The organism is Streptomyces sp. P9-A4, assembly GCF_036634195.1.
Taxonomy (GTDB): Bacteria; Actinomycetota; Actinomycetes; order Streptomycetales; family Streptomycetaceae; genus Streptomyces.
In genome coordinates, this window is record NZ_JAZIFY010000002.1 from 437,448 (window position 1) to 463,470 (window position 26,023).

Genomic DNA, 26,023 nt, shown 5'->3' on the forward strand with positions numbered 1-26,023 from the left:
GCACACGTCCCATCACGTTCTGCATGCGGAGGGTCCCCTCTTGCGTGGTCGCGCTCAGCCGACCGACGAGATCCGGCGCGTCGGAGGTCTCGCGGACACCGCGCCACGACCGCCCTGGCACGAACGAGCCAGGGACGCCGTCGTGGCGGGCCTCTTCGACGCCGACCTCGCGTCCGAGGCCGAAGGTCTCGCGCGGGCGGGCCTGTTGACGCGGCGGGACCTGCGCGTGCTCCTTCTGGTGACCGACGACCATCCCGGGTGGCTCCCGGCCCGAAGGCTTGCCGTGGAAGCGCTGCGGGACATCCCGGAAGCGCCGCAGCAGGTGCTCTCCGCGCACGCGCGGATCGAGCACTGGCCGCCGGTCGCGTACGAGGAATCCGCGAGTCACCAGCCCGACGGGCGCGTGCGGCACACGGCGGCGGTACGGCTCGGGCCACCCGACGGACCGGTGACCGGCCCGGCCCGGAGCGGGCCGACGGCGGCAGTGGCCCGCCGGTCCGCCGCCCACGCCCTGCTCCACCGGCTCGCCGGCGTCGAGCCGAGCGACCTCGCACCCGGACACTCCGAACAGGGGCAGGGGCGGCTGTCGTTCCGGGGGTTGAGCACCGAGGTCTTCGAGGCGCTGCTCCACTCCCGCGTATCGGAACAACGGGAACCAGGCGCGGAGTTGCTGGCGGAGATCGCCCGCCGGGCCGACTCCGCGCAGCTGCGACAGCCACACATCCGGCTTCTCCTGCTCGACGCCCGGGGGCCCGCCTGGCGGGAGCCGCGCATTCTCGCCCTCCGCCTCGCTGCGGGCGAGCGGACGGCGCCCGCCGCACTGTTGCGGCGGCACGCGGACGCCCGGGGCGCAGAGCTTCGAAACACCGTCGTCGCGACCGACGGGGCGTTCTCCTGCCGCTGGAGCTGGGACGGTGGCGACGGGCGTACCGTCGACGGCGCCGAGCGCACCGCGCACGAACATCGGGAGGCCGTGCACCGGGGCGCGGTCGCGCTCCTCGCCGAACTGACGGGCCTGCCCGAGCCCGAGCAAAGACGAGCGGACCAGGAGACCGGGGCGGCCCGCAGGACTCCGCGCATCCGGCCCGTCCCCGCTGGTCAGGATCCGGTGAAGTACCTGAACAAGTACACCCAGTTGGACATGATCTCCAAGCCGGGTTCGACCTTCACCACAGCCCCGAAGAGCGTCCTCTGCTCGTACACCTGCACCCTCGTACGCACCGGGGTGGAGGTCTCGGTCAGTCGTCGGGAGAAGACGAGGGCGGATGCCCGCCGCGCCGCCGCCTCCGCCCTGCTGGCGGAGCTGGCCGCGCTCGACGCCGAACCCAGTGCTTCCGGTGCCGTACCGCCGCAGGCGACGGGGTCGGGCCGCTCGGTGTCGGACTCACCGAGTGTCGCACCGGAGGCACATGAGGAATCCGAGGTCCGCGAGCTCTCTCAACTCCCGCCGGTCTCTCGAATCGCTGCGATCCCCGCGGTGGGAGCCGCTGAGCTCGTCGAGCCGGGCGAACCCGTCGAACCCGTCGAAGCCGTCGAGCCCGCCGAGAAGGCCCGAGCCGCCGTCGCGAGGGCGCTTGCGGCCGGATGCGCCCTCGCCTTTCTCCCCGCTGACGGCGAGCCCGCCGGGCTCCTCCTCCACCGGGCCGACGCCGCGCCGATGCCGGGAAACCCTCCTCCGGCCCCGCTCGCCGTGACGCGCCGCACGCTGCTCCCGCCGCAGACTGCCAGCCCCTCCCCTGCCCCAGGCCGCGTCCGGGTCTCGGGGTGGCGGGTGCCGCTGGCCCACGCCGTACCCGTACTCCTGCGCCGGGACCGCGAGGCCGCGTGGCATCCCACGGCGGCGGGGTGGGCGGAGGCGGCCCGACTCGGGCTCGGGGCCGTTTCCGCCGGGCTCGTCCACCCGGCGCTCACCGCCGATGGGGTGGACCGGTGGCGGGTCGGGCCGCTGCCCGCCGCCACCGTCAGCGCCGTGGGGGAACTGGTCCGCCGGATGGCTCCGTACGTCCACGCCGTGGCGGTCGACGGCGGCGGGCACCCGGCGGCCGGGGAGGACGCCGTGCCGGCGTTCCTCGACGCCCTGGCGGACGGCGTGCTGCGTACCCCGGCGGCTGCCCTCTTCGGCAGCGGACCGTTCCTCGGACCCACCGGCGGCCCTCTGCCGGAAGCTGATGTCGTGGCCGTGCGGCCGTGGCTGGACGCCGTGGAGGACGTGCTCGACGACGGCCCGCCTCCCGGGCTCGTCGTCGAGTTCGCCGAGCCCTCCGAAGAGGAGGCCGCGGCCGGACGGCTGACCGCCCGGCTGCTCGTGGCCGTCGACCCCGCCCGGCCGGACGAGGCGGTGGCCGCCGACGTACTGCGCGGTCCGGCCCCTGTGGGAGGCGTCGAGCCGCACCACCTGCGCGCGCGAGTACGCCGTCGGCTGGAGCGCGCGACCAGGCAATGCACCGGTGCGCTCGACGGGCTGCTCCCTCTGCCCGCCCGGTTCGTACTGGACTCGGCGGGAATCGGGCAGCTGCTCGAATCCGAACAAGACCTGCAAGAGGTGGGGTTGACGCTTCGGTGGCCGCCCGCCCTGCGCGACCTGCTGTCCGCCGGCACGGTCGTCGGGGCGGACCCGTACGAGAACGCCGACGACGACAAGGGTCTCGACGTCGAGATCCATGCCGGGGGCGCCTTCGATGGCGCGCCCAGTCACGACACCCCCGCTCCCGGATTCCCGCTGCGCCCCCGCCCCGAGGGCGGTGCGCCTCGGTTCAGCCTCCGGGCGCTGCTCGACTTCCGCTGGCAGTTCGCGCTCGGGGAGGACGTGCTGAGCGAGGCCGAACTCGATGAACTCGCCGAAGCCACCCGCCCCCTCGTGCGGGTAAGGGACCGTTGGGTGCTGCTCGATCCCGTGACGGCAGCGCGCGTACGCCACCGGGAGATCGGCCGGCTCTCCGGGGTCGACGCACTCTCCGCGGCCCTCACCGGCACCGTCGCCGTCGACGGCCTGACGGTGCCGTGCCGGGCGGGTGGCGGCCTCGCCGTCGTCGTGGACGTGCTGCGGCGCGGCGAGCACACCACCCCGGTGCCCACGCCCACCGGACTCCACGCGCGGCTGCGCGGCTACCAGGAAAGGGCGTTGGCCTGGCTGGCGCACACCGGCGGGATCGGGTTCGGTGCGGTCCTCGCGGACGACATGGGCCTGGGCAAGACGCTCACGGCCATCGCGTACACCCTGCACCGTCACGAGAACGGGCACAGCGGCCCGGTCCTCGTGGTGTGTCCGTCCTCGCTGGTGACCAACTGGGAGCGGGAGTTCCGCCGGTTCGCGCCGCACCTCGACGTGGTGGTCCACCACGGCACGCGGCGCGGTCTCGACGCCGCGGGCGACCGGACCGTCGTCCTCACCACGTACGGTGTGCTCCGCCGTGACGACGAACTCACCTCGCGCAGCTGGGACTTGGTCATCGCGGACGAGGCCCAGCACGCCAAGAACCACGGCTCCGCCACCGCCCACCGGCTGCGGGCACTGGACTCCACGACGCGGCTGGCCCTGTCCGGGACTCCGGTGGAGAACAACCTGTCCGAGCTGTGGTCGCTGCTCGACTGGGCGAACCCGGGGCTCTTCGGCCCGCTCAGGACCTTCCGCTCCCGGTACGCGGCTCCCGCCGAGCGCGAGCCGGACGGTCCGGCCGCGCGGGCGCTCGCCCGGCTGATCGCACCCTTCCTCCTGCGTCGGCGCAAGACCGACCCGCATGTCGCTCCCGAGCTGCCGGCGAAGGTCGAGACCCGGCGGATCGTCGAGCTCACCGCAGAGCAGGTCGCCCTGTACGAGGCCGTCGTCCGCGAGACGATGGAGCAGATCGCCCAGTCGCCGTCCCTCGCACGGTCCGGTCTGGTGTTCAAGCTCATCACGGCCTTGAAGCAGATCACCAACCATCCCGCGCACTACTGGGGCGAGGAGCACCCAGGCCCGTCCCGGACAGGGGAGTTCGCCGCCCGGTCGGCGAAGCTCGAAGCCCTGGGCGAGCTGGTGGAGTCGATCACCGGGCGCGGTGAGGCGATGCTCGTGTTCACCAGCTACGTCACCATGGGCCGTCTCCTCACCGATCACCTCACGCACCTCGGCCACCGCCCCCTGTTCCTGCACGGCGGTCTGAACACGCGGCAACGGCAGGAGTTGGTCGACGCCTTCCAGGCGGGCGGTTCACCGGTGTTCGTCCTCTCCGTGAAGGCGGGTGGCACCGGCCTCACCCTGACCAGGGCGAGTCATGTCGTCCACTTCGACCGCAGCTGGAACGCCGCCGTCGAGGACCAGGCTTCCGACCGCGCGCACCGGATCGGGCAGCGCCGGACCGTCACCGTCCACCGACTCGTCACGAGGGGAACGATCGAGGACCGGATCGACCAACTCCTCACCCATAAAAGGGCCTTGCAGAACACGGTCCTCGGGGCGGGCGAGTCGGGGGTGGCCCGACTGGGCGACCGCGAACTCACGGAACTCGTCGCGCTGGGAGGCCCGTCGTGATGCGGGAGACGTCCGGACGCGAACGCGGGGACGGGGTCGGGGCCAAGCTCTCGCTCGGGGCCGGGGCCCAGCGCAGGAGGGATGCCATTCCCGTACTGGACAGGGTGACGACTCCTCCCCCGCCGCCACTCCCGACCCTGGACGCGCTCCGGGCACTCGTCGCCGACGCGGCGCATCGCGCGGCTGCCCTCCTGGCGACCCAGGGCGGCGAATCCACCAGTGACGGCGACGACGGAATCGACTACGGCGGGTACGGCATCGACGAAGTCACCGCCGACATCGCCCGCTTCGTCGCACAGAGCGGGGACGACGTCCATACGGGTCCCGCCGCCGCTCACCTGGGGATCGGCGTCGGGGAAATGCGGCGGCTCGCGACGGCCCATCGCTACGGCGGCCGGGCGGCCGTCGCCACCTGCCTCGCGCCACGGCACGCCGATCCCGATGTGCTCGCCGCCGCCGAGCACGCGGTCCAGCCGCTGCGCCCCTCGCCCACCGCACCCGTCGAGCGCCACCACAACCACCTCACCGATGCACCCGCCCGCGTCCAGCTTCGTTACGGGCCCGACAACCGCTGGCACCCGTACGTCGAGCGCTACGACATCTGGCACCCGGCCGGCCCACCGAACACCGACCCGGCCGCCGCGTACAGAACGGCCCGCACGGCCCTCCGCGGGCCAGGCGCACAGCCGAAGCCACCACGTCACTGAACCAGGCCCACGCACACCTCAGGCCGCCCGGGTGTCGTCGACCATTCGGCATATCTCCGGTCTCGTTGTCACGCTTCACCTAGAGTGCGGATGGGGTGGCACCAACTGGAGTGCCGTAAGCGGACTTTGGATCTGCTTTTCTGATCCGCCACCCGAATGAACTCGTCCACGCGTCGACTGAACGGAGTCCCACCGCCATGCCGGACGACACGACCTCGGCCAACCTCGGCCCACGCGAGGTCCTGGCCCGCTTCCAGCGGGCGATGCTCGACAAGTCCGCGGACGACCTGGCCGATCTGTACGCGGTCGACGCCGTCCACGAGTTCCCCTTCCTCTTCCCCGGCGCACCCGAGCGCTACGAGGGACGCGAAGAGGTCCGTACGGGCTATCGAGCGCTCTGGGGCGCGAGCCCGGCGCAGCCGCGGGAGATCCGCGAGGTCGCCGTGCACGGGAGCACCGACCCGGAGGTGATCGTCGTCGAGCAGGTCGTCTCCGGCACCGTCACCACGACCGGCCGGCCGTTCGAGTTCCCCGGTCTCCTCGTGATCCGGGTCCGGGACGGCCGGATCGCGCATGTCCGCGACTACATGGACGGACTCGGCGTGGCGCATGCGATGAACCGACTGACCGCCGTGGCCGGCAGCCTCAGCAACGGCGGCTGAACCCCCTCGGGGCAGCGCGCAGCCGGGCGCGAAGCGCCGTGGCGGACCAGGCGAACGCGGGTGCCAGGCATTCCGGCGCGGGCCAGCCGTTGACGACGGCCAGCAAGGAGAGGTACCGGTCCCGGCGAGGATCGTTCATCTGGTCAAACCGCGCTGCGAGACGCAGGTGGAGATCGCTGGGGCCCGACGGGGGCGGACTGCCGAGGATGTGCGCGTAGTGCGCCGCGAGCGCCGCGACGATCGGCTCCGCGTCGGGTGAGTCCGGTGCGACACCGGCCTTGAGCGCCGGCGTCACCCGAGCCCGAACGGCTTCGACGAGGATCCGGAGCGGGCCCGTGGTGTCGTACGGGGCCCGGTCGGCCACCAGGTCCTGGGCCATGCCGTGCATCGACGCACGGAAGTCCTCGTCCTGGAGCAGCTCGGCCAACTCGACCCACGCCTCGATCTGTTCGGGCGTGGCATCGTCGGACATCTCGGGAACCAGCGAGCGGGTGACCGCCGCGAGCACGGGATGATCACGCAGGCCGTCGAACACCGAGCCGAGGAAGTCGTCGATCAAGCGCTGCCGTTCGGCCTCGGACAGTCGTGCGAGCTTGTGCATGAGCGTCATCTCCTGAGGAGTCGAACCGCGTCTGGCCACCGCAGTCAGCACGGCGCGGTGCTGCCGCAGGACCCGGATCTGTAGCTCCAGGGCCTCGGCATGCGTCGCCGCGACGTCCGCGAGCGCGACCTCCCGCTCCATGATCTTGCGGATCGTGGCCAGGTCGACGCCCAGCTCGCGCAGGGTGCGTACGAGGCTGATGCGGGCGATGGCATCGGAAGGGAAGCGGCGATAGCCCGCAGGGGTGCGGTCTGCCGGTGGCACGATCCCGGAATCGGCGTAGAACCTGATGGCCTTCACCGTCAGGCCCGTCCGCCGTGCCAGATCGCCGATCGAGTAGAGCGTCTCGCCGTCCATGCCCCTCACCCTGGTGTCTCCCCTTACGGGAGACGCAAGCTCCGTCGCACATCACCGCCTCGTTCCGGACGGCGCGGCCTCGAACGGTCCGGCTCCGCCACGCACGCCGGGACCGTCTCGTAGGAGAGATCACGAAGCGCCGGGGGTGTCGTCGCGCCTTCGTGTGCGGTCAGCCTCTGCGGCGGAGGTCCAGCATGCAGAAGACCTTGTCGTAGCGGCTTTCGCCCACGGCGACGAAGTCGGGGAGGCGGCCGTATTCGGTGAAGCCCAGTGTCCGGTAGAGGTGCAGGGCGTGGGTGTTGTCGCCACGGGCGTCCAGGGTGAGGACCTCGATGTCCGCCTCCCTGGCGTCGGCGACCAAGGCGGCGGTCAGCGCCCGGCCGACACCGCGACCGTGGGCAGCCGCGTCCACCGCGATCTTCTCCAGATCGGCGTGGGGCCGATGGGTCGGTCGGGCGTAGCGCCGCCAGTAGCCCAGCCCGACCAGCCGGCGGTCGAGGTAGGCGGTGCGCAGGGCCGCGTCTCCGGCCCGAACCGCAGAGAGGACATGGCGGAGGAGTTCCTCGACCTCGTCCCGCGAGGGTGGCTCGACCCAACCCAGTGCGGCACCACCGCTGACGAGATCCGCCAGGATCCGGTGGGCCGACTCCGCGAAGGCGGCCTCCAGCTCCGGATCGGAGGTCAGCGCCATGGCGTCGAGGACGGTGAGCTGCTCAGTGGGTGCACCGCTGGTCATGATCGGCAGCATAGCCAGCGCGGATCCCGGCCGAGGTCCGGGGGAAAATACGGTGGTCGTACGCCCGGCCCACCTGACACGATCCGGGTGTGACCACGTTGTTCCTGATGGTCGGCCTGCCAGGGGCCGGCAAGACCACGCGGGCCCGGCAGCTCGCCGAGGAGTACGGCGCGCTGCGGCTGACGCCCGACGACTGGATGCTTCCCCTCTTCGGCGAGGCGGATGCGGACGGCAAGCGCGACGTGCTGGAGGGGCGCATGCTCTGGCTCGCCCTGGAAGCGGTCAGAATCGGCACCGACGTGGTGGTGGACTTCGGCTGCTGGTCCCGGGACGAGCGGTGCGCGATCCGCCGTCTGGTGGAGGCCGAGGGCGTGCGCTTTCGCATGGTCTACCTGCCGGTGGACGAGGAGACCCAACGCACCCGCCTCGCGCATCGCCGGGCCCACGCACCCGAGGAGTCGCTCCCGATGGCCGAGGCCGACATCCCGCACGCGCGGGCCCTCTTCGAGGAGCCCGACGCGTCGGAGCTGGAAGGCCGCGAGGCAGTCGGCCCGCCCTCCGGCTGGGCGAGCTGGCGGGACTGGGCCGCCGACCGGTGGCCGTCTTTCGCGTGACTGACTCCACCGAGCGGTACGCCGTACGGTTCGCCGCCGAGGAAGCCGTGTTCAGGGCACCGGGCGTCGGGCTCAACCCCGTCGCCCGGCGTCCCCCTTCTCAGGCCCGCCCTTCGCCACCGCGCTTCCACGCCTCGGCGAACATCTCGTGCAGCGGTGCCGTCGGCAGTATCCGTACGAACGGGGCCTCGATCTGGTTGCCCCACAGCGGTCTCACCTGGTGGCTCGCCAGTTTGACCGTCTCCAGGGGCAGGTGCGGAGCCTTCAGTTCCGTCCAGTCGCCGGGCAGGAACACCGTCCGGCCCGCCCGTGCCCGTTTGGCCTCCGTCACCGCGCCGGTGGTGAGGAGTTCCGCGCGCACCTCCGCGTGCCGCTTGGTCGTCCAGCCGTTCCACCTCCGCACGTTCCGGTCGGTGGGTGCGGCGAGCGTCGCGATCTGGAGGTAGAGCGCGGCAGCGTCCGTACCGACGCCGAACTCCTCGGCCGCGCGGGCGACGAGTTCCGGGCAGGAACGGCGGGGGTCCGCCTCGTAGGCGCCTTCCGGGACCGCGCCCGAGCGGGCCCGGCGCATCATCCTGTCGAGTCCGCCGCCTTCGAGGAGGAGGGCCACCCGGTCGAGTTCCTCGCCGAGGTCGGTGACCTCCCGGACCCGCCGCCACACCTCGGGGTCGGCGCACCGCGCGGGGCGGAGGAAGGAGGTGCCGCCGGGTGCGCACACCACGAGGGGCCCGGAGTCGTACGCGGTCATGGAGGGCCGTTCACTCTTGTCCTTGCGCCGGTCCATCGACACCGGGAGCTGTCCGGGCCCGAAGCGTTCGGCGATCCGCTCCGAGGCGTCCCTGACCCGGACCCGGGGCAGTTCGAGGAGCAGTTCCGGACGTGCCAGTTCGGCCCGCAGCCGGTCGTGGAGGGCGGTCGCGCCCGCCGTCGCGGGATCACCGGCGGGCCGGTCGGTCCACGCCCAGACGAGAGCGCTCGCCATCTCCCCGAGCGACAGCCCGACCCGGGTGCCGTAGGGCGCTTCGACGCCCTCCGGCGGCAGGGCCCGCACCTCGACGCCGAGGCCGTACGAGGGTGCCGCGAGGTCCCAGTCGGCGGCGGGCACCGTCGCGTCCCGGGCCGCCTCGTAGCCGCCGGCCAGGCGCCGTGCCCACACCTCCGGGAGGCCCAGGTCGGATTCGAGTGCGTCGGCCGCCTCGTCGTGGACGGCGGGCAGCGTGCCGACCCGTTCGCACCATGCCCCGGCCATCCGGGCCACGGCCGCCTCCATCCCGCCGGGACGCCACAGCTCGGCCGGGTCCTCCGGCACGGCGGCGGCCAGGACGGCCCTGCGGCCCGCGCAGCCGAGCCGCCCGCGCAGTTCCTCGTACGCTTCCACCGTCAGCGGCGTCGCCTTGTACGGGGCCTTGCGCGCCAGGCCCCGGTCCTCGTCCCGGTCGTCCCGGCCGACGAGACCCGCGAGCACCAGCCGGGCCAGGGGGCGGCGTACACCGGTCAGTTCGGCGAACCGCGTGGCCGTCGACTCCGGCAACGGGAGCGGGCCGTGCGTCTCGATCGCCGTGATCAGTTGCCGCAGTCTGGTGGCGTCGTCCCGCTCCACGCGGACGAGCCGTGCCCCGGCGCAGGCCGTGGGCACCGGGTCGCCGCCCTGTTCCGTGGCGGGTGCCACGAACCAGTTCACCGATCCGCCGTCCCATACGGCGGCGGACGCGACCGGTGTCCCGCTCTCCCGCAGTCGTTCCAGTGCCTCGGCGTCGGAGGTACGGCCCACCCACCATCCGCGGCCCGGGCGGGCGAGCGGCTGGTCGGCCCAGGTGTCCAGGAGTGCGAGCAGCGCGGCCCGGTCGGTGTCGGGGGTCGGTGCCACGGCCGCCCGCCAGGCCACGGCGTCGATCGCCCCGAGCAGCTGCGACCAGTCGTGCGGCGGCGCGGGCGGGGAGAGGCGCCGGACCTCCTCCCCGATCGTCCCGGCCAGGCAGGCGCCGTCGGCGGCCAGCGCGCTCAGTGTCGCCGGAAGTGCCGTGTCCGGGGTCCGCCGCCAGGTGTCGCGCTCCCCGCTCGCGACGAGGCCGAACAGCGCGGGCACCAGCTCGGTGTCCGGGGCGGACCCGCGCGGCAGGGCCGGAGGCGCCTCCGCGAGGAGGGTGACCCGCCGGTGCAGGGCCAGGCGGCGGTCCTCCACGCGCGCGGCCCGCCCGGCGACGGCGGCCACGGCGTCGACCAGGACCGGTTCGGTGATCTGCGGCAGCTCGCGCGCGACGGCCGTGCGCAGTGCCTCCGCTCCGTCGCGTGCCGCCGCGAGCAGGTTGTCCGCCGTCTGCCTCCCTACGGTCCTCAGGGCGCGGGAGCCGCCGACGTCCCGGGTCCGCAGCAGGTACCAGAAGGCGGGCGGCAGGGCGACGCCGCCGGAGGCGGTGACGCGCCGGGCGGGCCGCACCCGGGGGTGCGCGGGCGAGTGGTGGCCGTCCAGCTCCCAGAGGAGTACGCCGTCGGAGGTGTACGCGCGCACGCCGGTCGGGGTCTCCGCCTCGGCGAGGACCACGACCTCCGCCGGACGTCCCGGCACGTCCACCGCGCCGCCGCCCGGTCCCGTTCCCTCCGGCGTGCCTCCCGCATGGCCCTCCGGCGTGTCTCCCGCCGTGCTCTCCGGCGGCGCCCAGAGGCCCCAGGGCCGCTGGCCCTGCCGGTCGATGTCGAAGCGGGCGGAGCGCCCGTCGATGCTCTCGACGAGGTAGTGGTCGGGTGCGGGGTCGCGGTGCCGGGTGCGGAACAGCACCCGGGTCCCCACCAGGCCGTCCCGGCTGCCCAGGGGCGAATCGGTGAGGCCCGCGGGGAGCGGGGCCAGGTGGAGCGCTCCCGGAGCGAGGGCCATCCCCTCCTGGGAGGGTGCCGCTGCCTGATCGTCGCCGGGGAACTCGGGCCGGTCGGTGCCGTCCCGGGGCTCACCACTGACCGCGTCCACGGCCCGCCACGGGCTCTTCTCGTACACGCCGTTGGTCCAGATCCGCGATCCGTCACCGACCTGCAGTTCGTAGCGGTCGATCCCGCCCGTGCCGCCCGGCCTCAGCGCGCGCAGACCGCCGTGCCTGCCGCCGCCGTCGGCGGTCTCGAACTGGAAGCCGTACGCCCCGTCCAGCTTGCCGCCGAACGGCACGAGGCCCCCCACCTCGTCCGGCGTGAACGGCTCTTCGGGGCGGTCGGCCCAGACGGCGGTGTCGCAGTAGTACGGGTTCTCCTTGAGGGTCCAGCTGACCAGGAAGGAGCCGCCCACGTAGTGGACGGCGAACATGGTCGCGGCCTCCGGGACGGTGAACGCGCAGGAGCCCCGCACCCCGTCCGGGGCCACGGCGACCGCGCGGTCCCGACCGAACACGGTCAGCACCGGCCAGGTCGAGGTCACCCCGGCCACCCCGGGCAGACCGGCGGCCCCGACACCGTCCGCCGACCCGGCCACCGAGCTCTCCACCGAGTCCGCCCGCGCCGCATCCGCCGCGAACTCCGCGTACACCGATTCCAAGGCCGGCCACGCCAGTTCCTCCGGCAGGCCCGCCGCGAGGGAGCGTCGCAGCGCGCCCGCCGCGTCCGCGCCCGCGAGCGCCTCGGCGATGCCGCCGAGGGCCGTCACGGTGGGGCGGTCCAGCACCGTTTCCAGTTCGGCCACGGCCTCCTCCGCGCCCGCGAGGCCCCCGCCGCCGACCGTGTCGACGAGCTTGCCGACCCGGCCGGCCACTTCGTGGGCGATGCCCTCGTTGCCCGGGAGCAGCGTCACCGCCGAGCCGGGCTTGGGTACGCGGGTGCCGAACCGGTCGCACCTCAGGTCCGCGTGCACGGTCCCTTCGAGCCGGGGGCCGAACACCGGGTCGGCGGCGAGGGCGGCGAGGTCGCGCCGGGACCGCTCGCCCCAGAAGCGCATCCGGACCTCGGGCCCGGGGTCGACGACCGTGGCCCCGGCGGCGAGGCAGGCGTCGAGGACGTCGGCGTCGAAGCCCTGGTAGTAGTGCCGGGTGGTGTGCACGGTCACCGGGTCGCCCGCTGCCCGCAGGCGCGGGCCCAGCCGGCCGACCAGGTCGAGGAACTCCGGCGGCAGCGGCTGCCGTCCGACGCCGCCGCCGGACTGTCGCGCGTACTGGTACATGTGGACGAACCGGCCGACCCAGTGGTGCAGTCCGCCCTCCGGCATCACCCGGCCGGCTTCGAGCGCGTCCGTCGCCCCGCAGGCGATCAGCATCCGCAGCCACGGCCCGCCGTCGGTGACGCTCTCCGGGAAGACGTCGAGGAGTCCTGCCGCGACCTCGTCGGTCGGCGGATGGGCCGTCAGGACCGGTTCGGCGGCGATGAGGAGCGCGTCGGGCACCGACTTCTCCCGGGTGACCGAGACGATGGCGCCGACCAGTCGGGCGACCTCCTCCTCGCCGTGCCCGGCCGCCTTCGCGGAGGCCCGTACCCGGCGCACCAGATCCGCCGGGAGGTCGGCCTTCGACCCGGCCCACGCGCGCAGGAAGGCGTCCAGTGCCGCGTGTGCCTCCACCGGTTCCAGGGTGTCGGCGAGGAAGCGCTGATGGGCCCCGAACTCCTTCGCCGGCATGGCCCCGCCGGTGGCGAACAGCAGCCCGTTGGCGCGGCGGTAGGCGGGATCCACGGGCAGCCCGTGCTGGGCCTCGGCCGCTCGGGCCGCCACGTACGCCCTGCCGCCCGGCCGGCTCCCGTACCCGATCAGCCGGTGTCCCACGGTGTCCCAGAACCACGGCAGGTGGGCGGGCGGCAGCCGTCGCGCCCGCGCGGCCATGGCGTCGACGAAGGCGCCGGGCTTGGTCCAGGAGCGGTTGAGTTCGGCTCCCATGTCCGCGATCAGCTCGCGCGCGACCGAGGCCGCGCCCGGGTCGTGGGCGGCGACCCAGTCGGCGTACGCGGTCGAGACGTGCGCCCTGCCGTTGACGGGCACCAGGGATTCCAGCGAGGCGATCATGATCCGATCCTGGCACGGGCCACTGACATCGCCCCGGGCGGCGGGGGGTTGAGCTGAGGGGGCGTACGGCCGAGTCGTACGCCCCGGGGGTCACTTGCGCAGGGCGCCGGCGACGAAGTCCCGGGTCCAGGGGACGGCGGAGTCGATCGGGAGGTACTGCCCGTCCGCCGGGAAGAAGTCGACGACGCCGGCGGCCCCGTAGTTCGCCCAGAAGCAGGTGGTCATGGGGAAGGTGTCGGTGACGTTCTGACGGCACTTCACGACGAGGGCGGGGCTCGTGGCGGTCCTGGCCTTGCCGGTGAAGTTGCGGCCGTAGCCCGTGGCGAGTTCCGTGGAGGCGTCGAAGATCCCGTTCAGCGCGGCGGCCGGGTCCGGCACGTTCTCGTACAAATGGGTCCTGGCCGTGAACATGGGCGCCGCAGCCGAGATCGTGCCCTTGCTGAGGACGTTCCTCCGGCCGCCGAAGCAGGACACCTCGTCGGCGATGTCCTGGCTGTCGCCCTCGATCTCCTTGAGGCCCTCGTCGCCGGTGACGCGCATGTCGAGGTCGCTGCCGTAGTGGAAGCCGCCGTCGCCCTCGTCGCAGACGAGGCCTTCGAGTTCCGGGACGGCGACGGCCTTGTAGCGGGTGCCGGGGTCGGCGGCGAGCTTCTCGTCCGCCGACCCGGGGCCGGCGGCCGTCGCCCCGCCGGCCGAGGGCCCGCCGGCCGTGGCCGCACCGCCCGAGGCCGTACCGACCGTATGCGTACCGCCCGGGGACGCGCCGGATCCGCATCCCGCGACCGCCGTCACCAGGACGGCCGCGGCCATTGCCTTCCGAAACCCGCTCATACGCCGACTCCCCCGCGAAGCACCCGTGTTGATCATGATCGCGTGATCATACGGGGGACACGGAAGGGATGCCGCGACACCCCCCTCGGACTCGCGGCACCCCGGTCAGCGACCGGCGGTCGTCACAGGCGAGGGCGAAGTCCAGCCGTCCGGCGACGACTCCGCAGGCGATCTCCCGCTCCGACCACGAGGTGTACGTGGAGACCGGGGCCCCCGGGTCGGTGCGGGCGATCCGGTCGGCCAGGCTGCCGAGGGGCGGTCCGTGGGTGCCGCCGAGGCGGTATCCCTCGGCGCCCTCCCGCGCGAACCGCGCGGCTTCTTCCTGCAGTTCGCGGACGGCGGGGAGCACGACCCGGGCCCGGTCGAGGACCAGGTCCCCGAGCGCGGTGATCCTTACGCCCTCCCGTCCGCGCTCGAACAGGACGCCGCCCAGGGCCCGTTCGATCCGCTTGAGCCGGGCGCTGAGCGCCGGTTGCGCGAGTCCGAGGACGGTGGCGGCGCGGGTGACACTCCCCGCGTCCGCGATGGCCCTGATCGTCTTCAGATGCCTCAGCTCCAAGTCCATACGCAGAGCTTGACGCCCCCGCCCCGAGAGGTCCGGACCGGAGCCGGAACACGCGCCCGCGCGGGCCGCACCCGACCGGCCGTCGCCCCTCGGAGCGTCGGGCGTCAAATCCCGTTACGTCAGGCCGCGTTCGGGCCCACGTCCGCCGGGGTGAGCGGACGGCGGGTCGGCGCCAGGGTCGAGTACTCGTCGGCGCCGATGTCGCGGGCGGCGCCGCGTGCGTGGCCGTCGATGTCCTCCGGCACGGACGTGCCGGTCAGAGTGGCGGCGTCGATCGCGGGGCTGCCCGCGGCGAGGCGGTACACGCCGTCCGAGGAGGCGGCGAGGCGGGGGTCGACCCGGGTGTAGCCGGAGGCCGGGATCGTGCCGGCGGTGGCGGCGCCCCACAGGATGTTGCTCTGCCAGATGAAGTCGGTCGTCGCCCCCATGGCGACCAGGCTGCCGGAGTCTCCGACGAGGAGGTTGTCGGCGACGACGACGTCCCGGGGTTCGTACGTCCGGGTCTCACCCGACAGCGAACTCTTGTTGTTGCGGAGGGTGTTGTGCACGATCACCGCGCGGTCGCAGGCGTCGTTGCCGCGCCGCTCGTCGGTGGTCTCCCCTGCGGTGTGGTCGCGGGTGGTGCCGCTGCCGATGACGAGGGCGCGGACCGTCAGGTCGGCGAGGTAGTTGTTGACGATCAGGTGGTCGTTGCCGTAGAGGCGGATGCCTTCCTTGCCACCGATCAGGTGGTTGCCGTCCACCGTCGTGCCGTTGCCGTGGCGCAGCACGATGCCGCCTCGGCTGGACCGGATCGTGTTGTAGCGGACGGTGTTGCCGGAGGACTTCACCGAGATCGCCTCTGGGTCTCCGTCGCACCGCTCGAACAGGTTGTACTCCACCTTGGCGTCCGCGTCGGACAGCGCGCGGCTGCTCACGCCGAGCCGGATCGACTCGCCGCCGTTGGCTCCGGCGTAGCTGTGGTCGGAGAAGTAGTTCCTGAGGATCTGGGTGCGCTGGGCGATCTCCGTGGTGCCGGGGCCGTCGATGACGACGAAGATGCCCTCGGTGGTCTTGTCGTGGAAGTGGTTCCGGTCGAGCTTGGCGTCGTCGCCCTCCACGAGGACCCAGTCGACGGGGGTCACCTCGGCGAACTGGAAGTCGTTGCGGGTGAGCCGGATGCCGGTGCTGTTCACGGGGATCGTCAGGGTCCCGCTCTGGCGCAGGGAGAAGCCGCTGACGGTGATGTTGCTGGAGTCGTCGAAGACGAAGCTCCGCTCGCCGCGCAGCACGGCGCCGCCGCGGGACTGCGCGACGATGGTGATCGGCGCGGCGGTGGTGCCGTGCCGGCCGGTGACCTTGATGGCGCCGCCCGCCGGGACGGTGTAGGTGCCGTTGGCCAAGACGATCCGGTCGCCGGGGACGGCCTTGTCGATCGCGCTCTGGAGCGCGCTCAGCGAGGTGACCGGGTCCGTCGGCGCGGCGGCGGACGCGCCGCCCGCGAGGAGTGCGTCGAGGGGGACGGCGGTGACCGCCGCGCCGATCAGGGAGCCCTTGAGGAACGTCCGTCGCTGCATGCTGCCTCCTGGAGGGGGTGTTGCGCGGGGGGTGCGTCGGCGCCGGGGCGGGGGCCCCGGCGGGGAGCCCCTGACCGCCCCGGGGCCGAACGGAAGGGATCCGGGGCGGGCCCCCACGGCCCGCCCCGGATCCGGTCTGTGCGGACGTCGAGCACCGGCGCCACGGCCATGGGGCGGGCGCCGGTCCCGGACCGGATGTCGGGGACCAGTGTCCCGGCCGTCGCTCACGTCTCACTCACGTTCCGCTAACGCGGTGGGCGGCGGCCTCCGTTCGGGTGGACCTCGCGGATCCGGCGGGTCACGGGTGTGGGCACGCGGGGCTGACCGGTTCACGATGGGCCCGCCGGGGCGCCGCTCCTCGTCCCGTGCGCCGACTCGTGTTCTTCCCGTAAAGCCCCGTACGCCCGCGCGTGTTCCCGTGAACCCTCATGCACGCACGCGTGCTCTCGTGGAGCCTCAAGCCCGAAGGTGGACAGATGGCCGGCCGACGCAGGGCGATCGCCCAGTTCCTGACACTGGCCCTGGCAGCCGTGACCGTGGGCACGGCGGGTGTCCGTCCCGCCGCCGCCGTCGTGGCGCGCGCCCCGGCGCCGCGTCCGGTGGCGCCCGCGCTCGCGCGGGCCCCGGCCGCCGACCGGACGACGATCTCCCATGACGACCTGCGCACCGGGTGGGACCCGGACGAGCCGGGGCTCGCCCCCGAGCAGGTGTCCGCCTCTGACTTCGGGCAGCAGTTCTCCACCACCGTCGACGGCCAGGTGTACGCGCAGCCGCTGATCGTGGGCCACACGCTGGTGGCGGCGACGGAGAACAACAAGGTGTACGGGATCGACGCGGCGACCGGCAGGATCGGCTGGACGAAGGACTTCGGGGCGCCCTGGCCCGCTTCGGCGGTCAACTGCGGGGACCTCGTCCCGAACGTCGGGGTCACCTCGACCCCGGTGTACGACCCGGCGAGCAACGCCGTGTATCTGACGGCCAAGGTGAACAACGGCCCCGACGTCCAGCACCCGAGCTGGTACGTGCACGCCCTCGACCCGGCGACGGGCGCCGAGCGATCGGGCTGGCCGGTGAAGGTGGCGGGCGCGCCCGTCAACGATCCGGGCCGGGCGTTCAACCCGTACACGGCGGCCCAGCGTCCGGGGCTGCTCCTGATGGGCGGTTCGGTGTACGCGGCCTTCGCCTCGCACTGCGACCGGGGCCCGTACGTCGGGTACGTCCTGGGTGTCAGCACCACGACGCGCCGGACGACGCTCTGGGCGACCGAGGACTCGTCCGCGAACGGGATGGCGGGCATCTGGATGAGCGGGGGCGGGCTGGTCTCGGACGGCCCCGGCCGCATCCTGTTCTCGACGGGGAACGGTGTCTCCCCCGCGCCGGGTCCGGGCAACCGGCCGCCGGGGCAGCTCGCGGAGTCGGTGGTCCGGCTCGGCGTGAACAGCGACGGCACGATGTCGGCGCAGGACTTCTTCAGCCCCTCCGACGCGCCGCTGCTCGACCAGAACGACACGGACCTGGGCTCGGGCGGTCCGGTGGCCCTGCCGGGACCCGCCTTCGGTACGAGCCGGAATCCGCGGCTGCTGGTCCAGATCGGCAAGGACGGGCGGCTGTTCCTCCTCGACCGGGACGACCTCGGCGGCCGGAGCCAGGGCGCGGGCGGCACCGACAAGGTGCTCGGCGCGTTCGGGCCGTACGAGGGCGTCTGGGGGCATCCGGCGGCGTACGGGGGTCAGGGCGGTTACGTGTACACCGTCGGGAGCCGGGGGCCGCTGCGCGCCTTCGCGTACGGGCTCACCGGCTCGGGGCTGCCCGCGCTCAGCAACACGGGGAGCAGCTCGGCGCTGTTCGGCTACACCTCCGGGTCGCCGATCGTGACGTCCACGGGCACGAACCCGGGTTCGGCGCTGGTGTGGGCGGTCGCGGCGGACGGCGCGAACGGTGCCAACGGGCAGCTGCGCGCGTACGACGCGGTGCCCGTGAACGAGGCGCTGCGGCTTCGCTGGTCGGCGCCGATCGGGGTGGCGGCGAAGTTCTCGGTGCCGGTCGCGGACGGCGGACGGATCTACGTGGGCACCCGGGAACGGCCAGGTGAAGGCCTTCGGGCGGCCGGCCAACACGGCTCTGACGGGTGAGCCGGTGGACGTCGGCGAGGTCGCGGTCGGCGGATCGGGCTCGGTGACGGCGACGGTCACGGCGTCCCGTGACGTGACGATCACGGGGGTGGGCACGCCCACGGGCAGCGCCTTCTCGGCCTCGGCCGACGGGCTGCCGCGCACGCTGCGGGCGGGCGAGTCGTACACCGTCCGGGTGGCGTTCTCGCCGGCGGTTCCCGGACCCGACACCTCGGCCCTGACGTTCACGACGAACCTCGTGACAGTGCGCTCGGGCTGACCGGGTACGGGACGAAGCCGGGTCTCGTCGCGTCGCCGGGCACGCTGGACTTCGGGACGGTGGCGACGACGACCCGCAAGGCGCTGGGGGTGACGTTCACCAACACCGGGACGGCGGACGAGACGATCTCCGGGGTCTCGCTCCCCGGCGCTCCGTTCTCGGCGTCCGACCCGCCGCCCGCCGGTACGGTCGTGCCGCCCCGGCAGTCCGTCACGGTGCAGGTGGCGTACGCGCCGACGGACGCCGGAAAGAACACCGGGACGCTCGCCGTCACGGGGCCGAACGGCACGGCGTCGGTCGCGCTGACCGGTGAGGCGGTGACCGGGCGGGCGCAGCTCACGGTCACGCCCACGTCGACCGACTTCGGGGCGGTGAAGGTCGGCGAGTCCGTGACCCGGACCTTCGACATCAGCAACACCGGGAACATCCCGCTCACCCTCACCAAGGCCAAGCCGCCGGCGGCGCCGTTCCATGTGACCAATCCGATCAGCGAGGGCCAGGTCCTCGGGCCCGAGGATGTGGTGCACCAGGCCGTCACCTTCTCCCCGACGTCGATCGGGGCGGTGACCGCCGCCTACGAGCTGACCTCGAACGACGGGCGCGGCCCGCAGAACGAGTCGCTCAAGGGCTCCGGTGCCGCCGGGGCCGTGGTCACCGTGCCGTCGCCGGGCGCCGGCGGCTGGAAGCTGAACGGCTCGTCGCGGATCTCGGGGAACGACCTCCAGCTCACCCAGGCGACCGCGTCCCAGCGGGGTTCGGCGGTCTGGCCCGTGCCGGTGCTCACCGACGGGCTCAAGGCCTCCTTCACCACGGTCATCGGCGGCGGAACCGGCGCCGACGGGCTCACCTTCTCGCTGCTGGACCCGGCCCGGACCACGTCGGCCGCGCTCGGCGGCGTCGGCGGCGGCCTCGGCTACGGCGGGCTCCCGGGCGTGGCCGTCGCCTTCGACACGTACCGCAACCCCGGTGATCCCTCGGCCAACTTCGTCGGGGTCGCCACCGGCGGCACCGGCTCGACCCTGACGTACGCGGCGACGACGTCGAGCGTGCCGAACCTGCGGTCGGGCACCCACACGGTCGCGGTCGGCGTCACCGGGAAGACGGTCACCGTCTCCGTCGACGGCGTGCAGCGGCTGCGGACCACGGTCGCGGCGCTGCCGCCGACGGCGCTGCTCGCCTTCACGGGCGGGACCGGCAGCCTGACCGACATCCACGCGGTACGGGGTGCGGCGATCACCGCCGCCTCGTACGCGCTGCCGCCGCCGGGCCCCAACGGGTGGACGTACAACGGAAGCGCGGCCCTGTCCGGCACCTCCCTCGTCCTCACCCCCGCCCAGCCCGCTCTGACGGGTTCGGCGGTCCAGGCGACCGCCGTGCCCTCGGCGCGGCTGAGGGCCCGCTTCACCGCCACCCTCTCGGGCGGCACGGGCGCCGACGGCATGGCCCTGCTGCTGCTCGACGCGTCGCGGACGACGCCCAGGGCGCTGGGTGGCGGGGGCGGCGGGCTCGGCTTCAGCGGACTGCCGGGCGTGGCGGTCACCCTGGACACCTACCGCAACCCCGGGGACCCTTCGGCGAACTTCGTGGCGGTCTCCACCGGGGGAACGGGCTCGGCCCTGCGGTACGCGGCGACGTCGACGGCCGTGCCGGCCCTGCGGACGGGCAGCCATGTGGTCGACGTCGATGTCACCGCCGCCGGGCGCCTCCTGGTCCTCGTGGACGGTGCCCAGGTCATCGACGTGGCGGTCACGCTGCCCCGGAACGTGCTGGTCGGATTCTCGGGCGCCACGGGCGGCCTGACGGATCGTCACACGGTCTCGGGGGTGCGCGTCGGATACTGAGCCGGGAGCGCGCACCGCGCCTCCGGTAGTCTGCTCGACTTCCGCACACGTACCCGATCTCTCCAGTGAGGCGAGCGACGTACATGAGCAAGCTGAGCCGCATCTACCTGGACGCGTGCCTGCGCGAGGACGGCGGACTCGCCGACGCCGTCGCGCGGGCCGAACTGCCGCCGGCCTTCGACGAGGCCTGGCGCGCGCACCTGCTGCCCCGGCCGTGGTTCGTGAGCGCCGCCGAGACGGCGGCCTTCGCCCGGGACCTGGAGGGCCTTTTCGACCTCCTGGTGTCGTTGCCCCTCCGGCTCTTCGACGGTGATCTCGACCGGTACGCGGCGGAGATCGGGATCGGTCCCGCGCTCGCGGCGCTGCTCCGCCGGTGCGGGTCCGGGGTCCCCGCGAAGCTGGGCCGCGCCGACGCGTACCACGACGGCACGGCGTACAAGCTCCTGGAGTTCAACCTCGGCAGCGAGGTCGGCGGTCTCGACATGGCCGTGTTCAACCGAGGGCTGCTCGGTGTCCCCGAGTTCGGCGCCTTCGCGCGCGAGCACGGGCTCGACCACGTCGACATCGCCGCGCGGACGGCGGCCGTCCTGCGGGACCGGGCGAGGCCGGCGCTGTCCGGTGGCGCGGAGCCGGTGATCGGGCTGATCGAGGGGCGCGGTGGTGTCGCCCCGTACGGGAGGCTGATGCGGGCCACGGTGGAGGCGATGGCCGAGCAGGGTCTCGACCTGCGGATCGGGGAGATCGGGGACGTACGCACCCGGGCGGACGGGAAGCTCACCCTGGACGGCACTCCGCTGGACCTGGTGCTGCGGAACTTCGCCGCCGGTCAGCTGCTGGCGGATCCGGAGGGCCCGGAGGCCGCGGAACCGTTCTTCCGGGCCCACGAGGCGGGCCGGACCGTGCTCTTCACGTCCCTGGAGAGCGGCTACTACGCGAACAAGAGCGCGCTCGCACTGCTGACGGACCCGCGCTGCGGCGATTCCTTCGACGCGGCGGAGCGGGCACTCGTCGAACGGGTCCTGCCGTGGAGCCGGGCGCTGGGCGGGGGCGGTTCCGGCTCCGGCCCTGGCTCCGGCTCCGGGTACGGCTCCGGAGGCGGCGATCTGGTGGATCTCTGCCGGGAGCGGCGGGAGCGGCTCATCCTCAAGCCCGGGGCCGGGTACGGCGGTCTCGACACGTTCGTCGGCTGGGAGTCCACCGAGGCCGACTGGGCCGAGGCGCTCCGGGTCGCCGTGGAGCGCGGCGGCTATGTGGCGCAGGAACGCGTCGTACCGCACCCCGAGCCGGTCCACGACCCGGCGACGGGCGCTGTCGACGACTGGATCGCGGCGATCGGCATCTTCCTCACCGACGAGGGGTATGCGGGCGCGCACGCGCGTGCCAACCGCGCCGACGGGGGTGCGATCGTCGGGATGAGCAGCAATCCGGACACACGGATGGTGGGTGTGTTCACACATCCCTGAGGGGAGCGGCGGGTCAGCTCGCGCCGTCCTTCTTCCAGGGGCCGACGGCGGGCCTCCCCGTAGTGCCGATGTCGGCCCCGGTCGCGGCGGCGACGGCGTCGCCGCCGCGGAGGTCACGTCTCCGGTGACAGGCCTGTACCGGGCGGCGGACCGGTCACGGATCCTCAGGGCGCCACGTGGTAGTAGCGGCGACAGCCGCGCAGCATGGCCTCCGGCGACAAGGTGAACACGTCGACGAAGGGAAGCTCACCGACGCGCCCCATCACCACCACGCTGTCCCCCTCGGCCACGATCCGGTCGAGGGTGTGGCGGGCGGGCGGCACCAGGCCCTCCCGGTGCATCCGCAGCACCTCGGCGCGCCCCTGCCCCGGCGGGGCGTCCGGCCGGCGCAGCTCCACGTCCTCGTGGAGGAGCGATCCGAATCCGTCCACATCGCCGTCGTCGAGGTAGTGATAGGCGAGCCGTACGTGGTCGACCCCCGCCGCTGTGACCATGCCGCCCACCTCGCGCCCGCCGCCCCGCTCACTGTCTTCGCTGCTGCTCACCGGCCGTGTCCTTTCGTGCGTCCTCGGACACTCTGCTCCGGCCGTGCAACCCCGAACTATCGCAGGGCTATCACCGGACAGCAGCGACACGCTCCCCACGGAAACTCCACGGCATGGACAAAAGCCGTTCGGTTCCAGGAGACTGACCCGGCAGTCGCCTCGATCACCCCTCTCCGAGCGCCGGACCCCGACCTGGGAGACGTATGCCCGACTCCGTCAGCGGAGTACGCCCCGCTTCTGAAGGCCCGGTCTTCCGCATCCTCGGGCCGTTACAGGTCACCGGTCCACGGGGGCCGGTCCGTGTGCCGCCCGGCCGGCAGGAAGTCATCCTGGCCGCCCTCCTGCTGGAGGCCAACCGGGTGGTCAGCACCGACTATCTCGTCGATCTGATCTGGGACGACGAACCGCCGGACACCGCCCGTACGCAGGTGCAGATCTGTGTGTCCCGGCTGCGGAAGCTGTTCGCGGGGGCGGGGCTCGACGCCGCCATCACCACCCGGCCGCCGGGGTACGTGCTCAAGACCGACGGCGAGAGCGTGGACTCGGCCCTCTTCGCCCGCGAGGTGGCGGAGGCGCGTGCGCTGCTCCGGTCCGGCCGTCCGGCCGATGCGGTCGAACGGCTGCGGGCCGCCGAGGCGTTGTGGCAGGGGTCGGGCCTCGACGGGGTCACGTGCGACACCCTCCGCAGCAAGGCCCTCCAGTTGGACGAGGAACGGCTGACGGCCGTGGAGACCCGTATCCAACTGGAACTCGACCTCGGGCGCCATCACCAACTGGTCGGCGAAGTTCAGCTGTTGGTACGGGAGCACGCACTGCGCGAGCGGCTGCGCGGCCAGCTGATGCTGGCCCTGTACCGCTCCGGGCGTCAGGCCGAGGCCCTTGAGGCGTACCGGATCGGCCGGGAACTCCTCGTGGAGGAACTCGGCCTCGAACCCGGCGAGGAACTGCGCGGGCTGGAAGCGGCGATCCTCTCCGGGGATCCTTCGCTGCGGTCGGCCGGTGCCGAGGACCGGATCGGGTCGACGCCCCCCGGCCACACCGCCACCGGAAACGGACTCGCGGGTGCGGGTGCGGGGCGCGATGGCGACCGGCTGTCCGGACGGCGTGCGGACGGCACCGCCGACGACGGCCGATGGGACGGCCGTACGGGTGCGGGGTCGGGATCGGGTGTCGGATCCGGTGCCGGTTCGGGGCCCGGGCGGTACTCGGGCGCGGAGTCGTATCCCGGTGCGGAGACGTACGGCGGTACGGGGTCGGGTTCCGGCACGAGCGGTGGGACCCGTAGCGGCATCACGGGTCACACCGGTGGCGCCGGTGTCCTGGGCGCCGGCGGCCTCGTGGGCAACACCGGGCTCTCGGTCACGGTGGGCACCCCCGGTATCGACGCAGCCCATGCGGGATCGGCGGCCGGATCCGCATCGGGAGCGTCCGCCGCGCCTGTCACGGAGGCTCAGGAATCCCTCGCGGCTCCCCCGTCGCGTACGGCCCCGGGAGCCGTGGCCGGGGCTGGCGAGGAGATTCCGCGCCAGCTCCAGGCCGACACCGCCGACTTCGTCGGTGACGAGGAGCAGATGGGCGCGATCGAGCGCGCCCTGATCGGCGACGGCCAGCGGCGGGCGGTGGGGGTCGCCGTGATCGTCGGCAAGCCCGGCACCGGCAAGTCCACCCTGGCCACCCATATCGCGCACCGCATCGGGGAGAATCGTTTCCCCGACGGTCAGCTGTACTGCGACCTGCGCGGCACCACGGCCGCTCCCGCCACGGCGGCGGAGGTGCTCGGCCGTTTCCTCCGGGCCCTCGGCATCCCCGGCCCGGTGATCCCCGAGTCGCTCGACGAGCGGGCCGAGATGTACCGGACGCTGCTCGCCACCCGGCGCGTGCTCGTCGTCCTCGACGACGCGGCCTCGGAGAGCCAGGTCCGGCCGCTGCTCCCGGGCACCCGCAGCTGCGCGGTCCTGGTGACCAGCCGGCTGCGGATCACCGGGCTGCCCGGCGCGTACCGGGTGGAGCTGGACGTCCTCGACACCGAGCGCGCCCTGGAACTCCTCGTCCGGGTCATCGGCCCCGACCGGGTGAGCAGGGAGTCGGTGGCCGCCGAGGCGCTGATCAGGACGGTGGGCGGGCTGCCGCTCGCGCTGCGGATCGTGGCCGCCCGGCTGGCGGCGCGCCCGCACTGGACACTGGCCTCGATGGTCCACCGGCTGGCCAACGAACGGCACCGGCTCGACGAGCTGACCCACGGCGAGATGACCATGCGGGCCAGCCTGTCGCTGACCCACGACGGACTGGGCGCGGAGGAGCGGAAGCTGCTGCGGCTGCTCAGCCTCGCCCAGGGACCCACCCTGCCGGGCTGGCTGGCCGGCGCCCTCCTCGACGACGGCCGCCCCTTCCCCTCCGACCTGCTCGAACCCCTCGTCGACGTACAGATGCTCGATGTGGTGGGCGTCGAGTCGACCGGCGGATTCCGGTACCGGTTCCACGAGATCATCCGGGTGTTCGCCCGCGAGCAGCTCGCGGCCCACGACGAGCCGGCCGCCCAGTCGACCGCGCTCGGCCGCATGATGGGCGGCTGGATGGCGCTCGCCGAAGAGGCCCACCGGCGCATCTACGGCGGGGACTTCACCCTTCTGCACGGCCGGGCGCCCCGCTGGCAGCCGCCGCGCACGGTCGTCGACGAACTGCTCGTGGATCCGCTGGAGTGGCTGGACAGCGAACAGGCCAACCTGTGCCAGGCGGTGGAGCACGCCGCCCGGGAGGGGATGGACGAGCTGAGCTGGGACCTCGCGACGACGCTCGTGACGCTGTTCGAGGTGCGCGGCCATCACGACCTGTGGGAGCAGAGCCACGAGCAGGCGCTCGCCGCGGTGAGACTGGCGGGCAACACTCGTGGCACGGCGGCCCTGTTGAGTTCGATGGGTTCACTGCACCTCAGCCGCAGCCAGCACGAGGAGGCCCGGCAGAACCTGACCACCGCGCTGGGTCTGTTCGCGGAGCTCGACGACGCGCACGGACGCGCCCTGTGCCGCCGCGATCTCGCCCTCCTGGACCGGCTGGGCGGCGCCGACGACCGCGCGCTCGACCTGTACGGGCTGGCGCTCGCGGACTTCGACCGGGCCGAGGACCCGGTGGGACGGGCGAACGTCCTCACCCACAGCGCGCACATCTGGATGCGGCGTGGTCAGGACTCCACCGCCCAGTCCCAGCTGGACGAGGCCCTGGGGATCTACCGCTCGGTGGGCTACACGGGCGGGCAGGCACGGACGCTGCGCCGGGTGGGGCAGCTCCTGTACGGGCGGGGCGAGCACGAGCAGGCGGTCCGCACCTTCAGCGAGGTGCTGGAGCTGTGCCGTGAGCGCGGTGACGTGATCGGTGAGGGGCATCTGCTGCGGGACCTGGGCCAGGCGCACGCGGCCATGGGCCTGGACCGTCTCGCGCGGGACTTCTACGACCGTTCGCTGACGGTGCGCGAACAGATCATGGACCAGGGCGGATCGGCGCTGGTACGGCTCGACCTGGCGCGGGTGCTTGCCCGTTCGGGCGAGCGGGACCGGTCGAGGGGACTTCTGGAGAGCGCCGCCCAGACCTTCCGGGACCGGAACATGGGCCCGGAACTACGGGAGACGGAACTGCTCCTCGGAGGTTGAACGCGGCGGCCGGGGGGGCCGCCCGGGTGACTGT

General features: G+C 73.4%; 15 protein-coding genes and 1 pseudogene. 9 read left to right on the forward strand and 7 right to left on the reverse strand.

Translation table 11 applies throughout. The features are described 5' to 3' along the window. The first annotated feature begins 40 nt into the window (after nt 1-40). From V4Y03_RS32710 to V4Y03_RS32720, 3 genes are all read left to right on the forward strand, one after another. The gene (locus tag V4Y03_RS32710; protein WP_332437598.1) at nt 41-4,510 is read left to right on the forward strand and encodes a DEAD/DEAH box helicase; all 4,470 of its coding nucleotides are present in this window, start codon (nt 41-43) and stop codon (nt 4,508-4,510) included. 104 nt (nt 4,511-4,614) lie between these two features. Next, nucleotides 4,615-5,217, forward strand: coding sequence for a hypothetical protein (locus V4Y03_RS32715; RefSeq protein ID WP_332437599.1), 603 nt, complete (start codon nt 4,615-4,617; stop codon nt 5,215-5,217). 197 nt (nt 5,218-5,414) lie between these two features. Then, on the forward strand, nt 5,415-5,879 hold the full coding sequence (locus V4Y03_RS32720) for a nuclear transport factor 2 family protein (RefSeq protein ID WP_332437600.1): 465 nt from the start codon (nt 5,415-5,417) through the stop codon (nt 5,877-5,879). Here V4Y03_RS32720 and V4Y03_RS32725 read toward each other — a convergent pair. Continuing rightward, nucleotides 5,863-6,837 (reverse strand): MerR family transcriptional regulator, encoded by a 975-nt coding sequence (locus tag V4Y03_RS32725; protein WP_332437601.1) that lies wholly within the window; start codon nt 6,835-6,837, stop codon nt 5,863-5,865. The genes V4Y03_RS32720 and V4Y03_RS32725 overlap by 17 nt on opposite strands. Before the next feature lie 169 nt (nt 6,838-7,006). After that, nucleotides 7,007-7,573 (reverse strand): GNAT family N-acetyltransferase, encoded by a 567-nt coding sequence (locus V4Y03_RS32730; protein WP_332437602.1) that lies wholly within the window; start codon nt 7,571-7,573, stop codon nt 7,007-7,009. Nucleotides 7,574-7,662: 89 nt separating this feature from the next. Between V4Y03_RS32730 and V4Y03_RS32735 the strand changes: the two genes are divergently transcribed. Then, complete coding sequence (locus V4Y03_RS32735; protein WP_317877454.1) at nt 7,663-8,187, forward strand: AAA family ATPase; 525 nt, start codon at nt 7,663-7,665, stop codon at nt 8,185-8,187. A gap of 100 nt (nt 8,188-8,287) precedes the next feature. On the opposite strand, the gene V4Y03_RS32740 is transcribed toward V4Y03_RS32735, so the two are convergent. The 4 genes and pseudogenes from V4Y03_RS32740 to V4Y03_RS32755 all read right to left on the reverse strand — a co-directional run bounded on the left by V4Y03_RS32740 (nt 8,288) and on the right by V4Y03_RS32755 (nt 16,105). After that, nucleotides 8,288-13,153 carry a hypothetical protein gene (locus V4Y03_RS32740; RefSeq protein ID WP_332437603.1) on the reverse strand — a complete coding sequence of 1,622 codons (4,866 nt, stop codon included), beginning with the start codon at nt 13,151-13,153 and terminating at the stop codon, nt 8,288-8,290. 90 nt (nt 13,154-13,243) lie between these two features. Further along, nucleotides 13,244-13,984, reverse strand: a complete 741-nt coding sequence (locus V4Y03_RS32745) for a hypothetical protein (RefSeq protein WP_332437604.1) — start codon at nt 13,982-13,984, stop codon at nt 13,244-13,246. A gap of 127 nt (nt 13,985-14,111) precedes the next feature. After that, nucleotides 14,112-14,549, reverse strand: a pseudogene (locus V4Y03_RS32750) (LysR family transcriptional regulator); the annotation flags it as partial. 119 nt (nt 14,550-14,668) lie between these two features. Continuing rightward, nucleotides 14,669-16,105: a polysaccharide lyase 6 family protein gene (locus tag V4Y03_RS32755; RefSeq protein WP_332437605.1), complete on the reverse strand. Its 1,437-nt coding sequence runs from the start codon at nt 16,103-16,105 to the stop codon at nt 14,669-14,671. A 476-nt stretch (nt 16,106-16,581) separates the two neighbouring features. Between V4Y03_RS32755 and V4Y03_RS32760 the strand changes: the two genes are divergently transcribed. The 4 genes from V4Y03_RS32760 to V4Y03_RS32775 all read left to right on the forward strand — a co-directional run bounded on the left by V4Y03_RS32760 (nt 16,582) and on the right by V4Y03_RS32775 (nt 21,800). Then, nucleotides 16,582-18,237, forward strand: coding sequence for an outer membrane protein assembly factor BamB family protein (locus V4Y03_RS32760; protein WP_332437606.1), 1,656 nt, complete (start codon nt 16,582-16,584; stop codon nt 18,235-18,237). Nucleotides 18,238-18,241: 4 nt separating this feature from the next. Next, nucleotides 18,242-18,496 (forward strand): hypothetical protein, encoded by a 255-nt coding sequence (locus V4Y03_RS32765; protein WP_332437607.1) that lies wholly within the window; start codon nt 18,242-18,244, stop codon nt 18,494-18,496. 44 nt (nt 18,497-18,540) lie between these two features. After that, entirely contained in the window at nt 18,541-20,337 is a 1,797-nt protein-coding gene (locus V4Y03_RS32770; protein WP_332437778.1) for a choice-of-anchor D domain-containing protein, read from the forward strand. Nucleotides 20,338-20,420: 83 nt separating this feature from the next. Beyond that, nucleotides 20,421-21,800 carry a hypothetical protein gene (locus V4Y03_RS32775; RefSeq protein ID WP_332437608.1) on the forward strand — a complete coding sequence of 460 codons (1,380 nt, stop codon included), beginning with the start codon at nt 20,421-20,423 and terminating at the stop codon, nt 21,798-21,800. Between the two features lie 164 nt (nt 21,801-21,964). On the opposite strand, the gene V4Y03_RS32780 is transcribed toward V4Y03_RS32775, so the two are convergent. Continuing rightward, nucleotides 21,965-22,345: a nuclear transport factor 2 family protein gene (locus V4Y03_RS32780; RefSeq protein ID WP_242426965.1), complete on the reverse strand. Its 381-nt coding sequence runs from the start codon at nt 22,343-22,345 to the stop codon at nt 21,965-21,967. 203 nt (nt 22,346-22,548) lie between these two features. Here V4Y03_RS32780 and V4Y03_RS32785 point away from each other — a divergent pair, with 203 nt between their 5' ends. After that, nucleotides 22,549-25,989, forward strand: a complete 3,441-nt coding sequence (locus V4Y03_RS32785; protein ID WP_332437609.1) for an AfsR/SARP family transcriptional regulator — start codon at nt 22,549-22,551, stop codon at nt 25,987-25,989. Nucleotides 25,990-26,023 lie beyond the last annotated feature (34 nt).

Bases quoted from the DNA above. Each gene is read 5' to 3' on its own strand.
- V4Y03_RS32775 (WP_332437608.1), top strand. From the start codon at position 20,421: ATGAGCAAGCTGAGCCGCATCTACCTGGACGCGTGCCTGCGCGAGGAC.
- V4Y03_RS32755 (WP_332437605.1), bottom strand. From the start codon at position 16,105: ATGCAGCGACGGACGTTCCTCAAGGGCTCCCTGATCGGCGCGGCGGTC.
- V4Y03_RS32785 (WP_332437609.1), top strand. From the start codon at position 22,549: ATGCCCGACTCCGTCAGCGGAGTACGCCCCGCTTCTGAAGGCCCGGTC.
- V4Y03_RS32725 (WP_332437601.1), bottom strand. From the start codon at position 6,837: ATGGACGGCGAGACGCTCTACTCGATCGGCGATCTGGCACGGCGGACG.
- V4Y03_RS32730 (WP_332437602.1), bottom strand. From the start codon at position 7,573: ATGACCAGCGGTGCACCCACTGAGCAGCTCACCGTCCTCGACGCCATG.
- V4Y03_RS32760 (WP_332437606.1), top strand. From the start codon at position 16,582: ATGGCCGGCCGACGCAGGGCGATCGCCCAGTTCCTGACACTGGCCCTG.
- V4Y03_RS32745 (WP_332437604.1), bottom strand. From the start codon at position 13,984: ATGAGCGGGTTTCGGAAGGCAATGGCCGCGGCCGTCCTGGTGACGGCG.
- V4Y03_RS32740 (WP_332437603.1), bottom strand. From the start codon at position 13,153: ATGATCGCCTCGCTGGAATCCCTGGTGCCCGTCAACGGCAGGGCGCAC.
- V4Y03_RS32720 (WP_332437600.1), top strand. From the start codon at position 5,415: ATGCCGGACGACACGACCTCGGCCAACCTCGGCCCACGCGAGGTCCTG.